The following is a 19944-nucleotide window of genomic DNA, read 5'->3' on the forward strand; positions in this document are numbered from 1 at the left end:
GGCGCCCTCGCCGCGGGCGGATGTCGCCGACCGCGTTCGCCATTGCCGCTGTCGCTGCCGCGGCCGGGTTCGGCGCGACGCCGGCGAGCGCATCGAACGGCTGCACGGCGGTCAACAACGGCACGCTCAGCCATACCTCGACTGTGTCCGATTCGACGTTTCAGGTCGTCACGCGCGCCGTCAGCGCAGGACTGACGACGCAGCAATTCACCGCCGGCGACGTCATCAATTACAGCTACACGATTTCCAATCCCAATGGCGGCGTCCATGCCTATTACCGGCCAACCAACGCCGCGGGCGGCAATGCGGCCTCGTTCGCCTTCGTCGGCACCAGCACGAACGTCTCCTCCGCGGGCGACGTCACGTCGAGCGGGTCGGGCTCCGTCACGCTCCCAGCCAACATCACCGATATCTTCCTGTACGACACGCAGCAAAATGCGGGCACGAGCGCGACGATCAGCTGGACGGTGTCCTGCATCCCGGCCGGGTCGCCGGCGATCACAGCAGTCAGCCCGACCAGCGGCCCCGTCGGCGGCGGCACGTCGGTGACGCTCAGCGGCACGGGCTTCACCGGCATCACCGGGGTCAAATTCGGCACGGTCGACGCCACCGGTTTCACCGTCAACAGCACGACATCGATCACCGCGACCGCCCCGGCGGCCGCGGCGGCGGGTGTGGTCAACGTCACCACGACCGGCACCGGGGGAACCAGCCCTACCGCGGCCGGCAACCAGTTCACTTATGCCGCGCCGACCGTGACCGGCGTCAGTCCGGCGGCGCTGGTCGCGGCGGCGACGGGGTCGATCACGATCACGGGCACCAACTTCGTGCCCGGCAGTACCAGTGTCAGCGTCGGCGGCACGCCCGCAACGGGGGTGAGCTGTGGGTCCGCGACGAGCTGTACCGCCACCGCCCCCGCCCGCAGCGCGGGGGTGTACGACGTGGTGGTGACGACGGGCAGCGTCGCCTCCGCCACCTCGGCGGCCGACCAGCTCGTCTATGTGTCTGCGCCAACGGTCGCGGCGGCGTTCAGCCCGGGCTCGATCACGACCGCGCAGACTACGACGCTCACCGTGACGCTGACCAACGGCAACACCGGCACTGCGCTGACCGGCGTGACGCTCGCGCCCTCGACGCTGCCTTCGGGGCTGACCCTGTCGGGGAGCGGAACCACCTGTTCGGGGACGCTGAGCGCGACGAGCACGGCGTTCGGGCTGTCGGGCGCCGGCCTCGCCGCGGGCGCGAGCTGCACCGTGACGATGACGGTGACCCCGGCGGGAGTCGCCGCGAGCTACCCGCTGACGACCGGCGCGATCTCCGCCACCGGCCCGACCACGCTGACCGGCACCACTGCAGGCGCCACGCTGACCGTCACCCCCTCCCCGCTTCAGACCACCCAAGCCACGCCGAGTGTCGCGGGCACGGTGGGCACCGCGCTGACCGCGGTCACCCCCGTCACCGCGAGCGGCGGCACCACGCCCTATGGCTTTGCGCTCTCGGGCCCGACGCTACCGACAGGGCTTGCCTTCAACGCGAGCACGGGTGAGCTGACCGGTACGCCGAGCACCGCGCTGGCAGCGTCGACATTCACCGTCACCGCCACCGACGCCACCACCCCGACCGCACAGACATCGGCGAAGACATTTGAGCTGACGATCGCGCAAGGCAGCCAGACGATCAGCTTTGCCGCACTCGCCAACGCCTCACTCTCGGCCTCACCGCTGACGCTTGCGGCGACCGCATCGTCGGGGCTGGCGGTCGCGTTCAGCTCGGCGACGACCGGCGTCTGCACCGTTGCTGGCAGCAGCGTCACGCTGCTCGCCACCGGCACCTGCACGATCAACGCCGACCAACCAGGCAATACCGACATCGCTGCCGCCCCGAAGGTCCAGCGCAGCTTCACCGTCACCCCGGCGAGCCTGTCGGTAACCCCGGGAGCCGTGTCCGGCGCCAGCGTGGGCGGCAGCTACAGCCAGGCCAACCCAGCCACAGGCGGCACCGCGCCCTACAGCTATACGCTGGCCGCTGGCGCGCTGCCGGCAGGCACGACGCTCGGGGCGAGCACCGGCACAGTTACCGGCGTTCCGACCAGTGCAGGCGCGTTCAGCTATGCGATCCAGGCAAGCGACAGCCAAGGCGTGCCAGCGACCGCGACCGGCGCGACGGTGTCGGGCAGCATCGCGCAAGGCACCCAGACGATCAGCTTTGCGGCACTCTTGAACGCCTCGCTCTCGGCCTCGCCGCTGACGCTTGCGGCGACCGCGTCCTCGGGGCTGGCGGTCGCGTTCAGCTCGGCGACGACCGGGGTCTGCACCGTTGCCGGCAGCAGCGTAACGCTGCTCACCACCGGCACCTGCACGATCAACGCCGATCAACCAGGCAACGCCGACATCGCCGCCGCCCCGCAAATCCAGCGCAGCTTCACCGTCACCCCCGCGAGCCTGTCGGTAACCCCCGGAGCCGTGTCCGGCGCGAGCGTCGGCGCGAGCTACAGCCAGGCCAACCCCGCCAGCGGGGGCACCGCGCCGTACAGCTATACGCTGGCCAGCGGCGCGCTGCCCGCGGGCACGACGCTTGGCGCAAGCACCGGCACGGTTACCGGCGTTCCGACCAGTGCAGGCGCGTTCAGCTATGCGATCCAGGCAAGCGACAGCCAAGGCGTGCCAGCGACCGCAACCGGCGCGACGGTGTCGGGCAGCATCGCGCAAGGCACCCAGACGATCAGCTTTGCGGCACTCGCCAACGCCTCGCTCTCGGCCTCGCCGCTGACGCTTGCGGCGACCGCATCATCGGGGCTGGCGGTCGCGTTCACCTCGGCTACGAGCGCGGTCTGCACCGTTGCCGGCAGCGGCGTCACGCTGCTCGCCACCGGCACCTGCACGATCAACGCCGATCAGCCCGGCAACACCGACATCGCCGCCGCCCCGCAGGTCCAGCGCAGCTTCACCGTTACCCCGGCGAGCCTATCGGTAACCCCAGGAGCCGTGTCGGGCGCCAGCGTTGGCGCGAGCTACAGCCAAGCCAACCCCGCCAGCGGCGGTACCGCACCGTACAGCTATACGCTGGCGAGCGGCGCGCTGCCCGCGGGCACGACGCTCGGCGCGAGCACCGGCACAGTTACGGGCGTGCCGACCACCGCCGGCGCGTTCAGCTACGCGATCCAAGCGAGCGACAGCAAGGGCGTGCCAGCGACCGCCACCGGCGCGACCGTGTCAGGCAGCATCACGCAAGGCAGCCAGACGATCAGCTTTGCGGCACTCTCGAACGCCTCGCTCTCGGCCTCACCGCTGACCCTTGCGGCGACTGCATCCTCGGGGCTGGCGGTGGGGTTCGCCTCCGCGACGACCGGCGTCTGCACCGTTGCTAGCAGCAGCGTCACGCTCCTAACCACCGGCACCTGCACGATCAATGCCGATCAACCAGGCAACGCCGACATCGCCGCCGCCCCGCAAATCCAGCGCAGCTTCACGGTCACCCCGGCGAGCCTGTCGGTAACCCCCGGAGCCGTGTCCGGCGCCAGCGTCGGCGGCAGCTACAGCCAGGCCAACCCCGCCAGCGGGGGTACCGCTCCGTACAGCTATACGCTGGCCAGCGGCGCGCTGCCGGCGGGCACGACGCTTGGCGCAAGCACCGGCACGGTTACCGGCGTGCCCACCGCCGCGGGCGCGTTCAGCTACGCGATCCAGGCGAACGACAGCCAGGGCGTGCCGGCGACCACGACCGGCGCGACCGTGTCGGGCAGCATCGCGCAAGGCACCCAGACTATCAGCTTTGCCGCACTCTCCAACGCTTCGCTCTCGGCCTCGCCCCTCTCTCTTGCGGCGACGGCATCCTCGGGGCTGGCGGTCGCGTTCACCTCGGCGACAACCGCGGTCTGCACCGTTGCTGGCAGCAGCATCACGCTGCTCACCACCGGCACCTGCACGATCAACGCCGACCGGCCAGGCAACACCGATATCGCCGCTGCCCCGCAGGTCCAGCGCAGCTTCACCGTCACCCCGGCGAGCCTCTCGGTAACGCCGGGAGCCGTGTCGGGCGCGAGCGTCGGCGGCAGCTACAGCCAGGCCAACCCCGCCAGCGGCGGTACCGCACCCTACAGCTATACGCTCGCCGCAGGCGCGCTGCCGGCAGGCACGACGCTTGGTGCGAGCACCGGTACCGTCACCGGCGTTCCGACCAGCGCTGGCGCGTTCAGCTATGCGATCCAGGCGAGCGACAGCCAGGGCATCCCCGCAACCGCGACCGGCGCGACCGTGTCGGGCAGCATCGCGCAAGGCAGCCAGACCATCAGCTTTGCCGCACTCGCGAACGCGTCGCTCTCGGCCTCGCCGCTCTCACTTTCGGCGACCGCATCGTCGGGCCTAGCGGTCGCGTTCAGCTCGGCGACGAGCACGGTCTGCACCGTTGCTGGCAGCAGCGTCACGCTGCTCACCACCGGCACCTGCACGATCAACGCCGATCAACCCGGCAACGCCGACATCGCCGCCGCTCCACAGGTCCAGCGCAGCTTCACGGTCACCCCGGCGAGCCTCTCGGTAACCCCCGGAGCCGTGTCGGGCACCAGCGTCGGCGGCAGCTACAGTCAGGCCAACCCCGCCACTGGCGGCACCGCACCCTACAGCTATACGTTGGCGAGCGGCGCGCTACCCGCCGGCACGACGCTCGGTGCAAGCACGGGCACGGTCTCCGGCGTTCCGACCAGCGCTGGCGCGTTCAGCTATGCGATCCAGGCGAGCGACAGCCAGGGCGTCCCCGTGACCGCGACCGGCGCGACGGTGTCGGGCAGCATCGCGCAGGGCACCCAGACGATCAGCTTTGCTGCACTCGCCCACGCCTCGCTCTCGGCCTCGCCGCTAACGCTTGCGGCGACCGCATCCTCTGGGCTGGCGGTCACGTTCACCTCCGCGACGACCGGCGTCTGCACCGTTGCCGGCAGCAGCGTCACGCTGCTCACCACCGGCACCTGCACGATCAATGCCGACCAACCCGGCAACGCCGATATCGCCGCCGCACCACAGGTCCAGCGCAGCTTCGCGGTGAGCGCCAGCGCGCCAATTGTCGCCGATCGGAGCGGGGTGACGATTGGATACGACAGCACCGGGACACCGATCGATCTCGCGACATCGGTGTCGGGCGCTTTCACGAGCCTAGCGATTGCCAGCCCGCCATCGCATGCCACGGCGACACTCTCCGGCACCGTCATTACCTATGCGCCGACGGCCGGCTATTTCGGGCCTGACAGCTTTACCGTGACCGCAACGGGCCCGGGTGGCACGTCGCCACCCGCCACGGTGCAATTGACGATAGCAACGCCGGCGCCGCCGATCACGACGCCCTTGGCGCAGTCGGTGCCGGTGACGAAGACGATCGACCCACAAGGCGCCGCGATCAACTTATCCGATCTAGTGGCCGGCGTGTTCTCGACGATCGAGATCTCGCAAGCCCCGCAAAACGGCACCGTTGTGCTGACCGCCAGCTCAGCCGCGTCGTCAGGGCTATCCGTACTCGCAGCAGCGTCGCTTCAATTCGTCGCGACGCCGATCATCGCGGTCTATACGCCGCGCCTCGGTTTTGTCGGTACCGATACGTTCCAGTTCGTCGCGGTAGGCCCTGGCGGGCGCTCGGCGCCGGCGACCGTGTCCCTGACCGTCATCGGCACCCGCCCAACCGCGCGTCCGAAGAAAGCCGACGTCGGCGACGGTCAAACGGTGCTCGTCGATTTGACCAGCGATGCCACGGAAGGCCCCTTTACCGGCGCAACGCTCGTGTCGGTCTTGCCAGCCGAGTCCGCCACGACCGCGCTGATCGAAGCGGGGCCTGCCGGCAACCGCACCTATCAGCTTAGCGTGACGACGAAACCCCGCTTTGGCGGCACGATCGCGATTGGGTACACGCTGACCAACGCCTCCGGCACCTCGGAACCTGCGATCGTAACGGTGACGGTAACCGCCCGCCCCGACCCCACCGCCGACCCGACGGTTCGCGCGATCAGCGACGCACAGTCCGAAGTGACGCGTCGCTTTGCACAGGCGCAGATCGGCAATTTCATGCGCCGCAACCAACAATTGCACACGCCATCATCGGGACGCAGCGATCCGCTCGGCTTCAGGTTCAACTCGCGCGATGGTCGGCGCAGGGCCTTCGATAACCGCTTTAATTCGAGCGAGCTTGACGTGCTCGATCGGTTCAGCGGCGGAAATGCAAGCAGAAGCGATGAAATTGGCGGCCCTTCTGCCTCCGGAGACCAAGGCAGCGGGAACTGGGGCACTGGCAGCATCGGCGGGGGCGGTCGCGCCGGGCTGATGGACGGGGCAGAGGGCATCGGTCCCGACAGCGCCCGTTCGAATGCGGCGCCGGCCTTTGGTGCGGTTGGTGATGGATCGGCCGGCCGTCCCGTCGGGGGGCTCGCATTGTGGACCGGCGGCGCACTCGATATTGGTACGCGCGACGCTACGACGCGACGCAGCAAGATCACGGCGTCGACGGCGGGGCTCAGCGGCGGCGTCGATATGCGGATCGGCGACGCCGTGACACTCGGTCTCGGCGGCGGTTATGGCAAGGATCTGAGCGAGATTAATGGCACGGCCGGACGTGTCCGCTCGAATACCAGCGCGATAGCCGCCTATGGCAGCGCACTCCCGATCCAAGGCGTCTTCGTCGACGGTGTATTCGGATATGGCGGTCTGAACTTCTCGACACGCCGCGTGGTGAGCAGCGGGTTTACGACCGGCGAGCGCGACGGATCGATGTGGTTCGGCGCCCTATCCGCGGGGATCGATCGCAACTCGGGGGCGCTGCTGTGGTCGGTCTATGGCAATCTCCAATGGCTCGATGCCGCACTCGGCAGCTATGTCGAGGCCGGTGCCGGTCGCCTGAATCTGCGCTTTGACGAGCGTCGGGTCAGTTCGCTGTCGAGCGTTCTGGGCGGGCGGATCGGCATCGTGCAGAAACTGTCATTCGGATCGGTAGCACCGCAGGTCAGGGGCGAGTGGCAGCATGAGTTCAATGGCGGCTCGGTCCAGTGGCTCGACTATGCCGATATCCTCGAGCCATCGCAGTATGGCATTTCGACCATCGGATGGCGGCGCGATGTCTTCACCCTGGCGCTTGGCAGCAGGTGGGTGCTGCCGAGCGATTGGGGGTTCGATCTCGAGCTCGGTCTCCGCGGTGCGTCGGGTGAGACTTCGGGACAGTTGCGGGGACAGATCACGAAGAAGTTTTAGCGCTGTTTAGGGTGGAGCGGGGCGGCTGGATCGGCTCGACAATATGGGCGGTGGCCCCGCGCAGGAGATGCGGTACGGTGTCGCCGTCGTGAGGTCGAGGCACCGTCTCCTGCCAGATCCGATCCTCAGCTATGTCCGCCGCGTTAGAACGCTGACAACTGGCTTCGACGGGTCGTCATTAAGCTGAAATCACGTCGTCGAGCTTCGTCAGAGCGCGAGGAGCCGCCGCGCCGCGAAATGGCCGTATCCACTTCGCGGCCATCGACGGCGTGTTGACGTTCCCCCGGGCGGCGAGCGCCCCCAGCGCGCGTAAAGCCCTATTTGACGGTCGGCTTGCGCTATCAAGTCGATGGTCGTGCGCCGCCCGCGCTCGCAAGCCTGTCCGGCAGCGGCTCCGGGCTGCTTGCGGACGGGGCGCTGCGGGCGCCCGTCGTCGCGACGGCCATGCTGGGCAGTGAGCTTCTGCTGTCGAAATCGGCCACGCTGTTCGGCGCCGTCAGCGCCGAGAGCGGTGATGCCGATCAACGCGCGGCGGCTCGCGTCGGCGTGAAGGTCGCTTTCTGATAGGGCTGCTTCACGAAAAGGCTGGGCAGCGCTCCGTTCGACACGGGCTGGATCGAGCCCATGATTATCGGGGGGCAACCCGCCCCTCCTAATCCGCTGCCCGTTCGCCGGGCGGCGCTATCGTAACAGTCGCCGCCAACCGTCTGTCAGTCTCTCGCCGAGCGTCGGGCGGAGACGCAGGGTCGTTCGGCGCGCCTGACGATCCAGTCGTTCCAGCTCGACGACAACCAATCGCAGATAGCGACGCTCCGCCAGCGACTCGGCGCCACGAAGTTCGCTGCGGACGGTCGCGATCGCGCCGATCCCTTCGCGTAGGAAGAGCGTCGCGCCCTCCTCTACCGCGAGCTGCCGCAGGAGCCGGTCCTGCTCTGCCGCCGAGCTGATCTGCGCATCGAGACTGAACATGCCGCTTCCCTAGCGGGTGACGCTCCGTGCTGCCACCACAAGCGTGCGCGCGCATTATCGCAGATGGCGGCTTGGCGGAATCTATTCGCCGCATTAAGGCGCGGGTTTCGAAAAGACGCCCGACACCCGAAAGCGCTTCACTTATGCAAATCATCGTCCGCGACAACAATGTCGACCAGGCGCTCCGTGCGCTGAAAAAGAAATTGCAGCGCGAAGGCGTGTATCGCGAGATGAAGCTGCGTCGCCATTACGAAAAGCCGTCGGAAAAGCGGGCCCGCGAGCGCGCAGCCGCGATCAGCCGCGCCAAGAAGGCCGATCGCAAGCGCGCAGAACGCGATAACTGATCGGCTGGGGTTACCCCAGCGCGCTAGGCGCAGGGCGTTCGCTTAGGCCGCCAGGCGTCCACTCCTATACTCGCCGGATGCCCCGAATCACGGCGGGCCGCGACTCCCTGCGCCCGCCGAGCGGGCGCTGACGACGATCTCCGGCCGCAGCGCGAGCGCGGCCGAGAGCGTTTTCGATGCGAAGAATGGTGGCGCCCTGGCTGCCGGTGCCGCCGCGGGCTCGCGTCAGAAGGCGTCCGGCCGGACGGCGGACGCGGCGATCGAGTCTGGCGACCCCGCCGCGCGCTCGCCGGCGTCGTTATACACCGCCTAGGCTCCGGCGCGCATCGCTAAACCTTCAGGAACGCCCTCGCCTAGCCTACGAAGGGCATTCCTCGGGCAATGGCGCCCTCGCCTCCTCCAAGCGGACAGCGCGCGCGATCGAAGCAGCCATTTGAAACCGCCAGTCCGAGCAGCCGGACGCTCGCAACCCCAGCCCTCAGAACGGCTTCACCAAGCCAAGATAGGCGGTGGTCAGCAACAGCAGATAGACCGTCCATACCCACCACCGCGTCCGGTTCATCGTGCGCAGCAGCGGCGCTTCGGTGGTGTCGCTCGATCCCTCGCCCACCAGTCGCACGAGCAGCGGGCCAACGGGCTTGAACGCCACGTCGATCATGATCGCCGCCGCGAAGATGAGCCCGAACATCAGCGCCTTCATCGCGAGCCACGGCGCGGCGAGCGGCGCGGCCTGCACCAACGACACGCCGCCGAGCACGAGGTAAAAGCCGGCCAAAGCGATCTTCAGATAGAATTCGATCCTGCGGTCGCGCTTGGCGCGCGGCGTCTGATCGTGGAGGTGCGCATCCCACACCAGCCAGATCCAGATCGCCCCGATGCCCCACGCGCCGACCAGCAGCGCGTCGGGCATCAGCCAGAATCCACCGAGCCGCACGACCGACAGCGAAATCGGGACCATCAGCGCCCAGGCGGTGCGTGGGACCATATCGACCTCGACCAGCAGCTTCAGCAGCGCGAGCCGCTGGTCGAGCGTGTAGACCGTACGCTTGCGGAAATGCTGCCCCAACACGAACACCCCGACATCGGCGCCGAGCCACAACACGAACAGCAGCAGGTGGACGAACAGCAAGGTGGGATAAGCGAGAGACATGATGTGCTTCCTGTGGCCCGATCAGGCGGGCGTCGCCGAGGCGGTGTCGACGAGTGCGAAACTTCCGGTGCGGGCGGGAAAGCGCGGCCCCGTGGCCGATGGCGGCGCGGCCACGTCCGCGAACTCGGCACCGTCGGCGGCGTCGAAGAAGGCGCGTGAGACCTGCTCGACATCGCCGGTATGCTGGTCGACAAAGCCATGCCCCCAGCCGGGCACGTCGAGGATCCGCGACCGCGCCGCGACACCTGCGGCACGCGGTGTCTGCTGATAGAGATCGTCACCGGTGTTAAGGATCAGCACCGCCAGCTCGACCGAAGCGAGATCGGCGGCGAGATCGTAATTGAAGGCGGCGCGATGCCCCCACCATTCGAGATTGCCGCCGAGCAGCGCCTCGCGGAAAGCATCGTTGACCTCAGCGATCGTCACGCCGGGGCGCAGATGATGATAAAGGAAGCCCTTCCAGCGGCGCAGGATGTGGCCGCCATCCGCCTCCGGCTCGCGGTGCCGGTAATAGGCGCGGAATTCGCGGCGCTCGTCTTCCGTAAAGATCGGCGCCGCCACCATCAGCACGCGCCGCACACGCCCCGGCGCGATCCGCGACAGTGCGACCGCGATCATCGAGCCGGTATGATAGCCCATCAAATCGACCTGACCGGCAATGCCGAGTGCGTCGAGCCCGGCGAGCAGATCGCGGGCATAATCCTCGATTTCCGGCGGCGCGGGTGGCGCATCGGACATGCCGAAACCCGGCGTATCGAACGCGATCGCGATCCGGTCCTCGCCCATCGCGGGGAGCAGGCGTTCGAAGACGCGGCCGCTCATCGGGCTCATATGGATGCACATCAGCGGAGTCGCGCTGGGCGCGTCGGGCAGCGCGATGCGGACATGCATCTGCCCGTGCCGCCCGTCTACATAGCTGCGGACAACCTTGCCCATATCGCCGGATCCTTTATTTGTCCGGACAACTTTGAGCAGCTTTGCTCCTGAGCCGCAACAGGATTCATCGCGGTCTTCGCGCGAGTTCCGCCGCGGCGCGACCGGGCACGCGTCGACCTCCCGCCAGACCTTCCCGGCGGGTAGGGGTCGAGACAGACGGGGCGTGCGGGGCCGCTTCGGCCGGGCGGCTAGCTATCGACGTCGATGTGCATCGAATAGGCGAAGCGATCGCCCGGATGATGGCTGACCGAGATCTCGAACAGCCGGTCGTCGACGTCGTAATAGCAGCGCAGTACGCGCAGGCAGGCGCTACGACGCGGTATACCCAGTTCGAGCGCCACTTCGCCGCTCGCTGGCACCGCCTGGATATCCTGCGTAACGCGCCCCACGGCGATGCCGGTGATCTGCTCGACCTGCCGAAACAGCGTCGCGCCCTCGAGATCGAGCTGCTCGGCCAGAGCGGCCTGGCTGGGATAGATATAGGCATCGACCGCGGCGATCGGCTTTTCCTCGCCCTCGCGCGTGCGCAGGCCGCGATAGTGGAGCCATTCGCCCTCGACCTTGCCCTCGATGCGATCGATCACGCGGCGCGGCACCTTGGTCATGCCGCACGGCGCGTAGCGATTGCGCGTGTCGCGGGCGTATTGCATGATCTCGGCGACGTTGGACAAGGGTTGGTGGAGCGTCCCACCGCGCGCCGAGGCGGCCTTGATCACCGTACCCGACCCGCGACGGCGCGAGATCAGGCCTTCGATCTCCAGCCGGCGCAACGCCTCGCGCACGGTGAAGCGACTGACGCCGTGCGCCTTGCACAGCGCGCTCTCGGTCGGAAAATGCGCGCCGGCGGTCAGCGCTCCCGAATAGATCGCGGTGCGGATCTCGTCTGCCAATTGGACGTAGCGCGGCCTGGATGGCGCGACGCCCGCTTTCGCGGGGCGCGGCTTGCCCGATTTTTGCGGTCCCATCGATTCCTCACCCCGTATAAAACGTTCCCGCCACCCTCAGCACGGTTGGCCGGCGCGGTCGCGCAGCGCGTTCGGAAACGTCGTAAGGTGCGGGGTAGATAACGATATTAAATGGATCAAGCGCAGCGTTGCTTATGCCAGCTCAAATGCACGCCAATCGCGCGAGATGCGGTGTTCCTCGATCGCGGTTCGCGTCTCGATGACCCCGTTGCGGATCCAGTGCCAGGTCCGGCAGCGCGATTGCCCGTCATCGGCGAGCTGGATCATTTCGTAGAGATAGAGGCTCGGATCGCCGGTGCGCTGCCAATAGAGCATCAGCGTGCGATTGTTCTGGTCGAGCTTCACTTCCGCGGCCCAGCCGGTGATCAGCGCGTTGTCCCACGAGATCCGCTGGTCGCGATATGCCGCGGGGAAATCGCGGATCTCGGTCCGTCCGTCTGGCCAGGTGTAATAGTTGGTCTGATGATAGGGATGTGCGCGCTCCTCGTCGATACGGCTGAGCAGCCGCGAGCTGTGCGCGTCGATCTGTTCGCCCGCCGCGTTGTAATGGATATAGTGGCCGTCCCACACGCCTTCGTGGCGCGCGAGCAGCGGCATCGCTTCACGAATTCCCATTGAACACCTCCATCGCGGCACGGGCGACGTGCCATTCGCGTGCCGCGCTCGAGCGAAGCAGCGCGCGATGCTCCAGCGCCAGCCGCGCGGGCACAAGCGTGGCCGGATCGAAATCGCGCGGCGACGCCGCGCTGGGTGCATACCAGGGCGAAAAGAGCCGTGCGGCGCGCACGATCGACCAGGCGCGGGTGAGATAGGCGCCGAAACGATCGGGCGTGAGATCGGGATACAGGCGCGCCGGGTCCCCCGCCGGGAGCGGTTCGTAGGTAACGGTGGTGGCGCCGAGTGTTCGCATCGCGGCGGCGATCACCGCCTGCCACGCCGCGGGATCGGTCGGCGCCGCGCCTGTCCACGCATCGGACAGGCCATGCCCCGGAAGGTCGATCGCCAGCGCCCGCTGCCCGAGCAATTCCAGTGCGCGACCGGGACCGTGCACCAGCAGCGGCGCACTGCGCTCACCGCGCCAGTGAAGGAGACCGTCAAAGCCCGGCGCCTGCACCGCGATGAACCCCTCGTCGGCCACTTCACCGAGCCGATCGGGCATCGGCTCGGGATAGGCGGCAAGGAAATCTAGGCTCGCCTGCTGGTGCGCCTCGGGCGTCGCGACCTTCTGCGCCGCTGAGCCGCTCGGCAGCGCGCCGAGCCGATCGATATGGTCCTGCAGCGGATCGCCGTCATAGGCGGTGATCAGCACCGGCCGGGTGGTGTCGCCGGGCTCGGGCATCTGCCGCGGCGCGCGCAGCACCGCGCCATAGCCGGCGCGATAGGCATCGCCCGAATCGAGCATTTCGCGCACCACCGCATCGACCTTTGTGGGGTCGTCATGCGGGCCCCGCAGGCGCTTGCCGGGCTCGACCGCGAACCATGGGAAGAACCAGCTCTGCTCCAGGATGCGGTTCCAAAGCCAGGTGAGATGCTCGCCGTAAGGCAGCGGCTGGAAGGCCGGGAGATAGGAGTCCGAGAAGGACTGCATCTCATCCGCCGTCCAGATCGCATAGCCGCCGACCGCCAGCGCCGCGAAACGCTCCGGGTGCCGCTTGAGCGCATTCACAAGGATGATGCCGCCCGAATGAAAGCCATAGGCCGGCACGCACTCGAGCCCGAGCGCATCGAGCAGATCGACCAGCGCGTCGGCGAAATCGTCGATCGACGGATCGCCCGGCAATGGATCGGACTGGCCGAAGCCAGGTGAATCCGGTGCGATGCAGGTGAACGTCTCGCCCCATTGCCGCATCAGCGCCGCATATTCGGCCGACGAGCGCGGGCTCTGATGGATCATCAGCAACACCGGCCCCGCCCCGCAGCGACGATAATGACAGCGGCGCGCACCGACATCGACGAAATGGCGGGTAATCTTCATGCTGATAACCAGTCCGGAGAATTGATCGCGACACGCCCGTGGCGCGGCGCCGAGGTGCGTCGCGCGGACCGGCTCAGCGGTCGAGTTCGACCAGCTCGTACCAGGTCTGCATATAGCCGCCGACGCCGCCCTGGACGAAGATCGAATCCTCGTCCGCCGTCACCCACATCTCGTAGGTCGGGTGCGTGACGCCGCCCATGCCGTGTTCGCTGGCATCGATATAGCGATAGTGTCGGCACGCGAAGGTGCCGGCCGCGACCGTGACGGTTTCCTCGCCGATATATTCCATGTCGATCACCACCTCGGCGATCATCGGCGGGGTCGCGCCACGATGATCGGGCGACGGCAGATAGGCGCGGATCGCGCGACGATGCGGGCCCTTCGACAGATCGATACAGCGCGTCATGAAGCCGTCGCTGACGATCGGGTGGGTGCCCATGCCGTCGATCGCACGATCGAACGTCACGGTTTGCGACAGGCGTCCGATCGACGGTCCGAAGCTCTCACATTCGATCGTGCCGCCGGTGTCGCTATGCGTGGCGTTGAACCAGCCCGAACCCATGAAGGTATCGCCGACCATCAAATGGACGTGCAAATTCTGCGGCTTGCCGTCGGGGCCAATCGCGTAGATCACATCGCGCAGCACGGTCGGTGCCGGTTCGTCGATCTCGCAATGCGCCCGGATCACCACCGAGCCGTCGCCATGATGCGTAAAGGCGAACCATTCGCGGCCCCGCTCCTGGTCGAGCATGTCGGGCTTCTTCGAGGTGTAGCGGATTTTGCCACGGATGCTGCGGTGCGCGATCATAGCTCTTTCAATTCCTTGCTGACCTGTTCGACAGGCTTGTCATCGGCCGCCATCGCCTCGACGGCTTGCTGCACGCCGCGCATCACGCGGGCGATATAGGCTTTGGTGGCAACGCCGCGTTCGTAACCGGCGTCGGCGTCGGGCGTGTAACGCTCGATCTCGTCGCGGGTGAGCACGCCCTTGGCTTCGAGCAGCCGCTCGAGCGTGTCGCCGCGCTGCCGCTGGACCGAGACTTCGGCGACCAGCGCCATCACGATCGACAGCAAGCGGTCGACCGCCGGGTCTTCGAAATACTCGGGGCGCTTGCCCTTGGCGCGCTTGCCGGCGAGCGCGATCCAGTCGATGCCATCATCGCTCATGCGTCGGTCCGATCGTTTTTCCACGCGCCATAGGCATGCCAGAAGGCGGCGCGGCCATGATCCTCTTCGCCCTTGCTCTCGACCTGTGGGAACACCTTGGTGTCGACCACGGCGCGCACGCCGGTGGTGAACAGTTTGTCGGGCGAAAAGCCCGCATCGACCATGATCTGCGGCACGTCGAGGCCGTGCATCGCCGACCAGAAGGGCTCATTGTTGTTGAACGCATCCCAGTCGCGGATGAACTGCTCGTAGAGCGGCATCGCGTCGGTGTAAGCGGGCTGCTCGAGGTGGAACATCAGCCCGCCCGGCGCGAGCACGCGATACCCCTCGCGGATGATCCGCGGCAGCGCGCTGCCCGACAGTTCGTGCAGGTACATCGTCGTCTGCACCCAATCGAACGTCCCGTCGTCGAACGCCGCCATGTCATCGGCATTCATCTGGCGGAAGGTCAGGTTAGTAGCGTCGAGCGCCTGCGCGCGGGCATGACCATAGCGCAGCGACGCCGCGGCGGTGTCGATCGCAACGACTTCGGCATCAGGGAAAGCGAGCGCGAGCGGGACGATATTGTGCCCGACCGTCGCGCCGAGATCGAGGATCCGGCGCGGCGTCCAGCCGGGGCGTTCGCGCTTGACCCATTCGACCAGCGCCTGCCCGCCGGCGTCCGACAGCGCACCGAGCCCGCCCGCCGTGGTGGCGAAAATCCCGCAATCGTAATTGGCACCGGCCGAGACGTCGCCCGGTCGCTCCTCGCCATGATAGCTGCCGGGCATGCAGTGGATGTCCACCGCGCGCTGGTAGCGCGGGACTTCGACGGTGGGGTCGAGCTGCAGCGTGTCGCGGCTCTCGTTGAACTGGCGTGCCTTGGCGTCGAGGTCGTCGAGCTGGCGCAACACCATCTGGCGGCCGTTCTGCTGGCGCATCTCCATCGAATTGCGCTTGAGCGCCGACCAGAAGCGATGCCACGGATCGCGGTTCATCGCATGGCGGATCTCGAACCGGTCGGCCGGATCGCGGCCCTGCTCGGCACGAAAGGCAGGCAGCACGCGCGTTTCGTAGGCGCGCGTGTTGCCGACCCCGAGCGTGCCCGAGAGATATTTGTTGAGGTTCGCCAGGAAATCGAAACGCGCGGCCTCGTCATGGCTCGGCTCGGGGAACACCCCGTGGCGCTCGACCGCGGTATAGGGTGGCGGGACGTCGTGCTTCATATCAGGGCCTCCTGAAATACGGTCGATCGTGCCGTGCCTGACGTGGGCGCGGTCACAATCCGAGCGATCCCGGGTTCATCAGATGGCCGGGATCGACCTGCGCCTTGATGCTTTCCAGCAGGGCCCAGGCGGCGGGGTCGCTGCGCGCCTTGAGCGGGTAGGAACGCCCGATCTGGAAATGCGCCGCCTCCATCTCGCCGAAGATTTCGAGCAGCGCGGCGCGCAACCGTACGACCAGCGCGCGCGCCTCGCGGTTGGCGGGGAAGCGCGTGAGCTTGGCGTAATGCGCGGGCTCGATCGCGCGCTCGTGCATCACGTCCATCGCATCGGGCCAGAAGAACACCGGCTCGATCAGGAAGGCCGTCGTGCCGGCGGTGAGGAAGAGATAGCCAGCGCCGATGTCGAAGCGCTCCATCTCGTCGCGGTTCGCCTCGTACAGCGCGATGATCGCCTCGAGCGTCGGCAGCGCGCGACTGTGGCGGACGGCGCCGTGCGTCGGCACCCAGCGCTCGCCCGATGGCCCGACCATCGAATTGACCGGCGGGAACGGATTGGCGCGCATGATCTTCGGGATCGTATTGTCGACCTGCTTGCCACCCGCTGCCTGGACGATCGCGACGATCGCCGCGAGATCGGCATCGGCCGATGCCTGGCTGCGGCCTTCGCTGATCGTGTGGATCGAGAAGCCCGCGTCATCGAGGAACGAGCGGCCCGCGGCGACGACCTTGGCGCCCTCCTTCAGGCCTTTCCAGAAGCCGCCCTGCGCCTTCATCATCCCGACCAGCGCCTTGGCGTCCTTCGTCAGGCTTTCGCGCTTCATGCGCTGCGCCTGCAGGAACGGATCGAAGCCGAAGCATTCGGTGGCGAGCCCCGCGCGCGCGATCGCGCTGGTTGCGGCGAGGAAGGCCGCAGGGTCGTCGAACGCGAAGCTGCCATAAGCGAGCGCGGCCGCTTCGGGGATCAGCGACAGCGTGATGTGCGCCTTGATCCCGAGCGCCCCGCAATCGGCGGAGAACAGACCGGTCAGGTCGGGCCCGAACGGGCGGATCGTGGCGTTGCCGGTCCTGAGGATCGTCCCGTCGGCGAGCACGACATCGAAGCTCAAGGCGCTCGCCGTGATCGTGCCGCGCCCGCCGCCCCAGAACAGCCCGTTCTGGCTCATGCCGCCGCCGACCGTCGCATGGACGCCCGACAGCGTTCCCTATTGCGGCACCCGCAGGCCGAGCGGGCGCAGCGCTGCCGACAAGCTGGCCCAGGTACAGCCGGCCTCGACCACGACGGTCATGTCGGTCGCGTTGATCGCGAGGATCCGGTTCATTCCGGCGGTATCGACCACCAGCGCCCCCGCCTCGGCCGGGAGGTAGCCGCTGGTATAGCTCATGCCCCCGCCGCGCGGGACAACCGGCACGCCGGCGTTGGTCGCCGCCGCGACGCCGCGCGCGAGCTCTGCGATATCGGTCGGGCGGAACAAAGCGAGCGGGGTCTCGCCGCGGCTGAACACGTCCTGCCCGAAGAAATCGAGTTCGGCGGCATCGGTGACGATCGCGTTGTGGCCGACCGCAGCGATGATCGCGGCGAGCGGGGCTTCGCGCGTGGCGAGGAGACTATCCATTCAACTCTTCCTTTACAGGGTAGCGGCCGAGCGTGAGCAGCAGCGCGCCGCCGGTTGCGAACAGGCCGATCGAGGTCGCCAGCATGAGATCGTAATTGCCGGTGCTATCGCGCACCATGCCGTAGAGGATCGGCGAGATCGACGAGCCGATGCCGTAGGGCATGTACAGCGCGCCATAGATCTTGCCGTAATGCCGCATCCCGAAATATTTGGCGGCAAGGAAGGCGATCACGTCCGATTCCGCGCCGGCGGCAAAGCCCAGCAGGAACCCGCCGACCATCAGCGACTGCAAAGCGGTGCCATTCCCCATCAGCAGATAGCAGGCGACCGCCGGGAGCAGCATCGCCGGAAAGGCGACACCCGGCGCCCAGAAGCGATCGAATGCGATCCCGACGAGCACGCGCCCGGCGAGGATGCCGAGCGCGACCACGCCGAGCACGCCCGCCGCGACGCCGGGGGTGAAGCCGTGCAGCACGATGATCTGCACCATATGGATATGCGCACCGCCATAGGCGATCGCGGTCAGCAGGATCGAGACGAGCAGCACCCAGAAGCGATAGCCGCGCGCCGCCTGGCGCAGGCTGAGCCCGACCAGATTGCCGCTCGCATCGGCAAGGCTCGCCGGCCGCTCCTCAGGCCGCGGCTCGCGGAACCATGCGAGCGCGACGGGCAGTGCGACCAGCAACGGCAGCAGCGCGACCACCGGGAAGGCCAGCCGCCAGCCCCCGGCCTGGATCGCGCGATTGGCAATCTGCGGGACGACCATCGCGGCGACGCTCGTACTGACCAGCATGATGCCGAGCGCCAGCCCGCGGTTCTTCTCGAACCACATGCTGACCGCGCGGCTCCAGGTGACCGGGGTCGAGCCGATCCCGATCAGCCCGAGCAGGAACCACGCCGACCACCAGCCGCCTTAATCGACCGCATTGCGCGCGATCTGCGTATCGAAGATGCCGTTGATCCCGCACCAGTGATTGCGCACCGAAAGCTCGCCCGCGCGTGGCGCTTCGAGCGGCAGCGTCGCGATGTCGGCGGCCTCGCGGAACGTTGCGGCAAAGCGTTCGAGCCGGATGGCGCGATACTGTTCGGTCATGAGCGGCTCCTGCGGCGCGATATTTGTCCGGACAAATAGCGGGTGCCCGCCACTCGCACTAGAGCTTTGTGAACACCCTGCGCGTGGCTGGCCGTAGCGCGATCACGCCCGCCCAGCGCGCGATCGCCGGGTACGCCGCCAACGGCTCTGGCCCCAACAATCGCACCGACGAAACGGCGATGGGATAGGCCAGGATGTCGGCCACCGTGAACGCGTCGCCAGCGAGGTACGCGCTTTCCGACAGGCGGTGCTCGAGCACAGCAAGCCCGCGATGCGCCTGATCGGTGAAATAGGCGACCGTCTCGCGAACCACCGGCCGGCCCGTCATCTCGAGCAGCAGTCCGCAATTGGACAGACCCGAAAACGCCGCGCCGATATCGCTCGCGACCAGCGCCATATAGTGCAGCGCGAGCGCGCGTTCGCGGGGGTCCTCCGGAAGCAGGCGGCCGCTCTTCTCGGCAAGGTACAGCACGATCGCCAGCGATTGGCCGAGCGCCAGCGGCGTGCCCCCCGGCCCGTCGGCATCGACGATCGCGGGGATCTTGCCGAGCGGATGCACCGCCAGGAACGCGGCTTCGAGATGCGCGCCACCGACCAGATCGACGTCGTGACGGCGATAGGCCAGCCCCGTCTCCTCGAGCATCAGCGCGACCTTCTGGCCGTTGGCGGTGTCGCTGGTGTAGAAATCGATCATCGCGCCAGGCCGATCAAAGCCGCGCGGCGTCGGGGATGAAGGGGCAATAGTCTTCCTTCTCGACCAGATCGTAGGCGAAGATGAACTTCGCCATGCCGACCAGCACCGCCATGACGAGCCCGAGCTCGACCAGTTCGCCGTCGCTGAAGCTGCGCTTCATGCGGTCGTACAGCGCCTTCGAGACGGCGCCCTTCGCATTGGTCAGCGCCATCACGTCGGCGAGTTCGAGCGCGGCTTTCTGGCGTTCGTCGAACGGACCAGCGCGATAGTCGGCGATGGCATCGATCTCCGCTTCGCTCAAACCGGCGGATAGCGCCGCGATCCGGTCGCTGCGGTTGCAGAAGGCGCAGCCGTGGATGTTCGCCAGCCGCAGCCGCACCAGCTCGAGGATCTTCTGATCGACCCGCCCCGAATGGAAGAGCTGGCGGTAGAACTGATCCATATACCAGCGCGTCGCCTCCGGCGCGTTGCCCATAACCTCGAAAAAGGTCGTGTCGCCGTGCAGCGCAGCCGAATGATCCCACATCGGCTGCAGGTTGGGCGCAAGCGCCTCGCGCGGGACGCGGTTGAACACTGTCTCTGGCTGCATACCGATAATTTGTCCGTACAAC

The 19944-nt window shown here is 67.5% G+C and carries 18 protein-coding genes; 3 read left to right on the forward strand and 15 right to left on the reverse strand.

The genetic code is table 11. From position 1 onward, the window contains the following. Nucleotides 1–20 precede the first annotated feature (20 nt). Complete coding sequence (locus EAH76_RS06070) at nucleotides 21–7223, forward strand: putative Ig domain-containing protein (RefSeq protein WP_140849167.1); 7203 nt, start codon at nucleotides 21–23, stop codon at nucleotides 7221–7223. A 321-nt stretch (nucleotides 7224–7544) separates the two neighbouring features. Further along, nucleotides 7545–7787 (forward strand): hypothetical protein, encoded by a 243-nt coding sequence (locus EAH76_RS06075; protein WP_140849169.1) that lies wholly within the window; start codon nucleotides 7545–7547, stop codon nucleotides 7785–7787. A gap of 117 nt (nucleotides 7788–7904) precedes the next feature. On the opposite strand, the gene EAH76_RS06080 is transcribed toward EAH76_RS06075, so the two are convergent. Then, nucleotides 7905–8192 carry a hypothetical protein gene (locus tag EAH76_RS06080; RefSeq protein WP_140849171.1) on the reverse strand — a complete coding sequence of 96 codons (288 nt, stop codon included), beginning with the start codon at nucleotides 8190–8192 and terminating at the stop codon, nucleotides 7905–7907. Nucleotides 8193–8335: 143 nt separating this feature from the next. Here EAH76_RS06080 and rpsU point away from each other — a divergent pair, with 143 nt between their 5' ends. After that, the gene (rpsU, locus tag EAH76_RS06085) at nucleotides 8336–8536 is read left to right on the forward strand and encodes a 30S ribosomal protein S21 (protein WP_140850385.1); all 201 of its coding nucleotides are present in this window, start codon (nucleotides 8336–8338) and stop codon (nucleotides 8534–8536) included. A gap of 478 nt (nucleotides 8537–9014) precedes the next feature. On the opposite strand, the gene EAH76_RS06090 is transcribed toward rpsU, so the two are convergent. The 14 genes from EAH76_RS06090 to EAH76_RS06150 form a co-directional block, all read right to left on the reverse strand. Further along, nucleotides 9015–9686, reverse strand: a complete 672-nt coding sequence (locus EAH76_RS06090; protein ID WP_140849173.1) for a hypothetical protein — start codon at nucleotides 9684–9686, stop codon at nucleotides 9015–9017. 21 nt (nucleotides 9687–9707) lie between these two features. Continuing rightward, on the reverse strand, nucleotides 9708–10622 hold the full coding sequence (locus EAH76_RS06095) for an alpha/beta fold hydrolase (RefSeq protein WP_140849174.1): 915 nt from the start codon (nucleotides 10620–10622) through the stop codon (nucleotides 9708–9710). 188 nt (nucleotides 10623–10810) lie between these two features. Then, nucleotides 10811–11587 (reverse strand): GntR family transcriptional regulator, encoded by a 777-nt coding sequence (locus EAH76_RS06100; protein ID WP_140849176.1) that lies wholly within the window; start codon nucleotides 11585–11587, stop codon nucleotides 10811–10813. A gap of 132 nt (nucleotides 11588–11719) precedes the next feature. Then, complete coding sequence (locus EAH76_RS06105; protein WP_140849178.1) at nucleotides 11720–12202, reverse strand: DUF3598 domain-containing protein; 483 nt, start codon at nucleotides 12200–12202, stop codon at nucleotides 11720–11722. Next, the gene (locus EAH76_RS06110; protein WP_140849180.1) at nucleotides 12189–13562 is read right to left on the reverse strand and encodes an alpha/beta hydrolase; all 1374 of its coding nucleotides are present in this window, start codon (nucleotides 13560–13562) and stop codon (nucleotides 12189–12191) included. The genes EAH76_RS06105 and EAH76_RS06110 overlap by 14 nt, the downstream gene beginning before the upstream one ends. 73 nt (nucleotides 13563–13635) lie before the next feature. Continuing rightward, nucleotides 13636–14370 (reverse strand): hypothetical protein, encoded by a 735-nt coding sequence (locus EAH76_RS06115; RefSeq protein WP_241659574.1) that lies wholly within the window; start codon nucleotides 14368–14370, stop codon nucleotides 13636–13638. Continuing rightward, nucleotides 14367–14729: a hypothetical protein gene (locus EAH76_RS06120; protein WP_140849182.1), complete on the reverse strand. Its 363-nt coding sequence runs from the start codon at nucleotides 14727–14729 to the stop codon at nucleotides 14367–14369. Before EAH76_RS06120 ends, EAH76_RS06115 begins: the two co-directional genes overlap by 4 nt. Then, on the reverse strand, nucleotides 14726–15934 hold the full coding sequence (locus EAH76_RS06125; protein ID WP_140849184.1) for a class I SAM-dependent methyltransferase: 1209 nt from the start codon (nucleotides 15932–15934) through the stop codon (nucleotides 14726–14728). The genes EAH76_RS06120 and EAH76_RS06125 overlap by 4 nt, the downstream gene beginning before the upstream one ends. Before the next feature lie 52 nt (nucleotides 15935–15986). Then, nucleotides 15987–17096, reverse strand: a complete 1110-nt coding sequence (locus tag EAH76_RS06130; RefSeq protein ID WP_241659575.1) for an FAD-binding oxidoreductase — start codon at nucleotides 17094–17096, stop codon at nucleotides 15987–15989. A 39-nt stretch (nucleotides 17097–17135) separates the two neighbouring features. Continuing rightward, nucleotides 17136–17546 (reverse strand): FAD-binding oxidoreductase, encoded by a 411-nt coding sequence (locus tag EAH76_RS24420; RefSeq protein WP_241659576.1) that lies wholly within the window; start codon nucleotides 17544–17546, stop codon nucleotides 17136–17138. Next, nucleotides 17539–18435 (reverse strand): MFS transporter, encoded by an 897-nt coding sequence (locus EAH76_RS06135; protein ID WP_140849186.1) that lies wholly within the window; start codon nucleotides 18433–18435, stop codon nucleotides 17539–17541. Before EAH76_RS06135 ends, EAH76_RS24420 begins: the two co-directional genes overlap by 8 nt. 24 nt (nucleotides 18436–18459) lie before the next feature. Then, nucleotides 18460–18639: a hypothetical protein gene (locus EAH76_RS06140; protein ID WP_140849188.1), complete on the reverse strand. Its 180-nt coding sequence runs from the start codon at nucleotides 18637–18639 to the stop codon at nucleotides 18460–18462. Nucleotides 18640–18697: 58 nt separating this feature from the next. Next, the gene (locus EAH76_RS06145; RefSeq protein WP_140849190.1) at nucleotides 18698–19333 is read right to left on the reverse strand and encodes a glutathione S-transferase family protein; all 636 of its coding nucleotides are present in this window, start codon (nucleotides 19331–19333) and stop codon (nucleotides 18698–18700) included. A 13-nt stretch (nucleotides 19334–19346) separates the two neighbouring features. After that, nucleotides 19347–19922, reverse strand: coding sequence for a carboxymuconolactone decarboxylase family protein (locus EAH76_RS06150; RefSeq protein WP_161988979.1), 576 nt, complete (start codon nucleotides 19920–19922; stop codon nucleotides 19347–19349). Between the last annotated feature and the right edge of the window lie 22 nt (nucleotides 19923–19944).

Origin of the sequence: Sphingomonas glacialis, assembly GCF_006439055.1 — a bacterium.
In the GTDB taxonomy this organism is placed as follows: domain Bacteria; phylum Pseudomonadota; class Alphaproteobacteria; order Sphingomonadales; family Sphingomonadaceae; genus Sphingomonas; species Sphingomonas glacialis_A.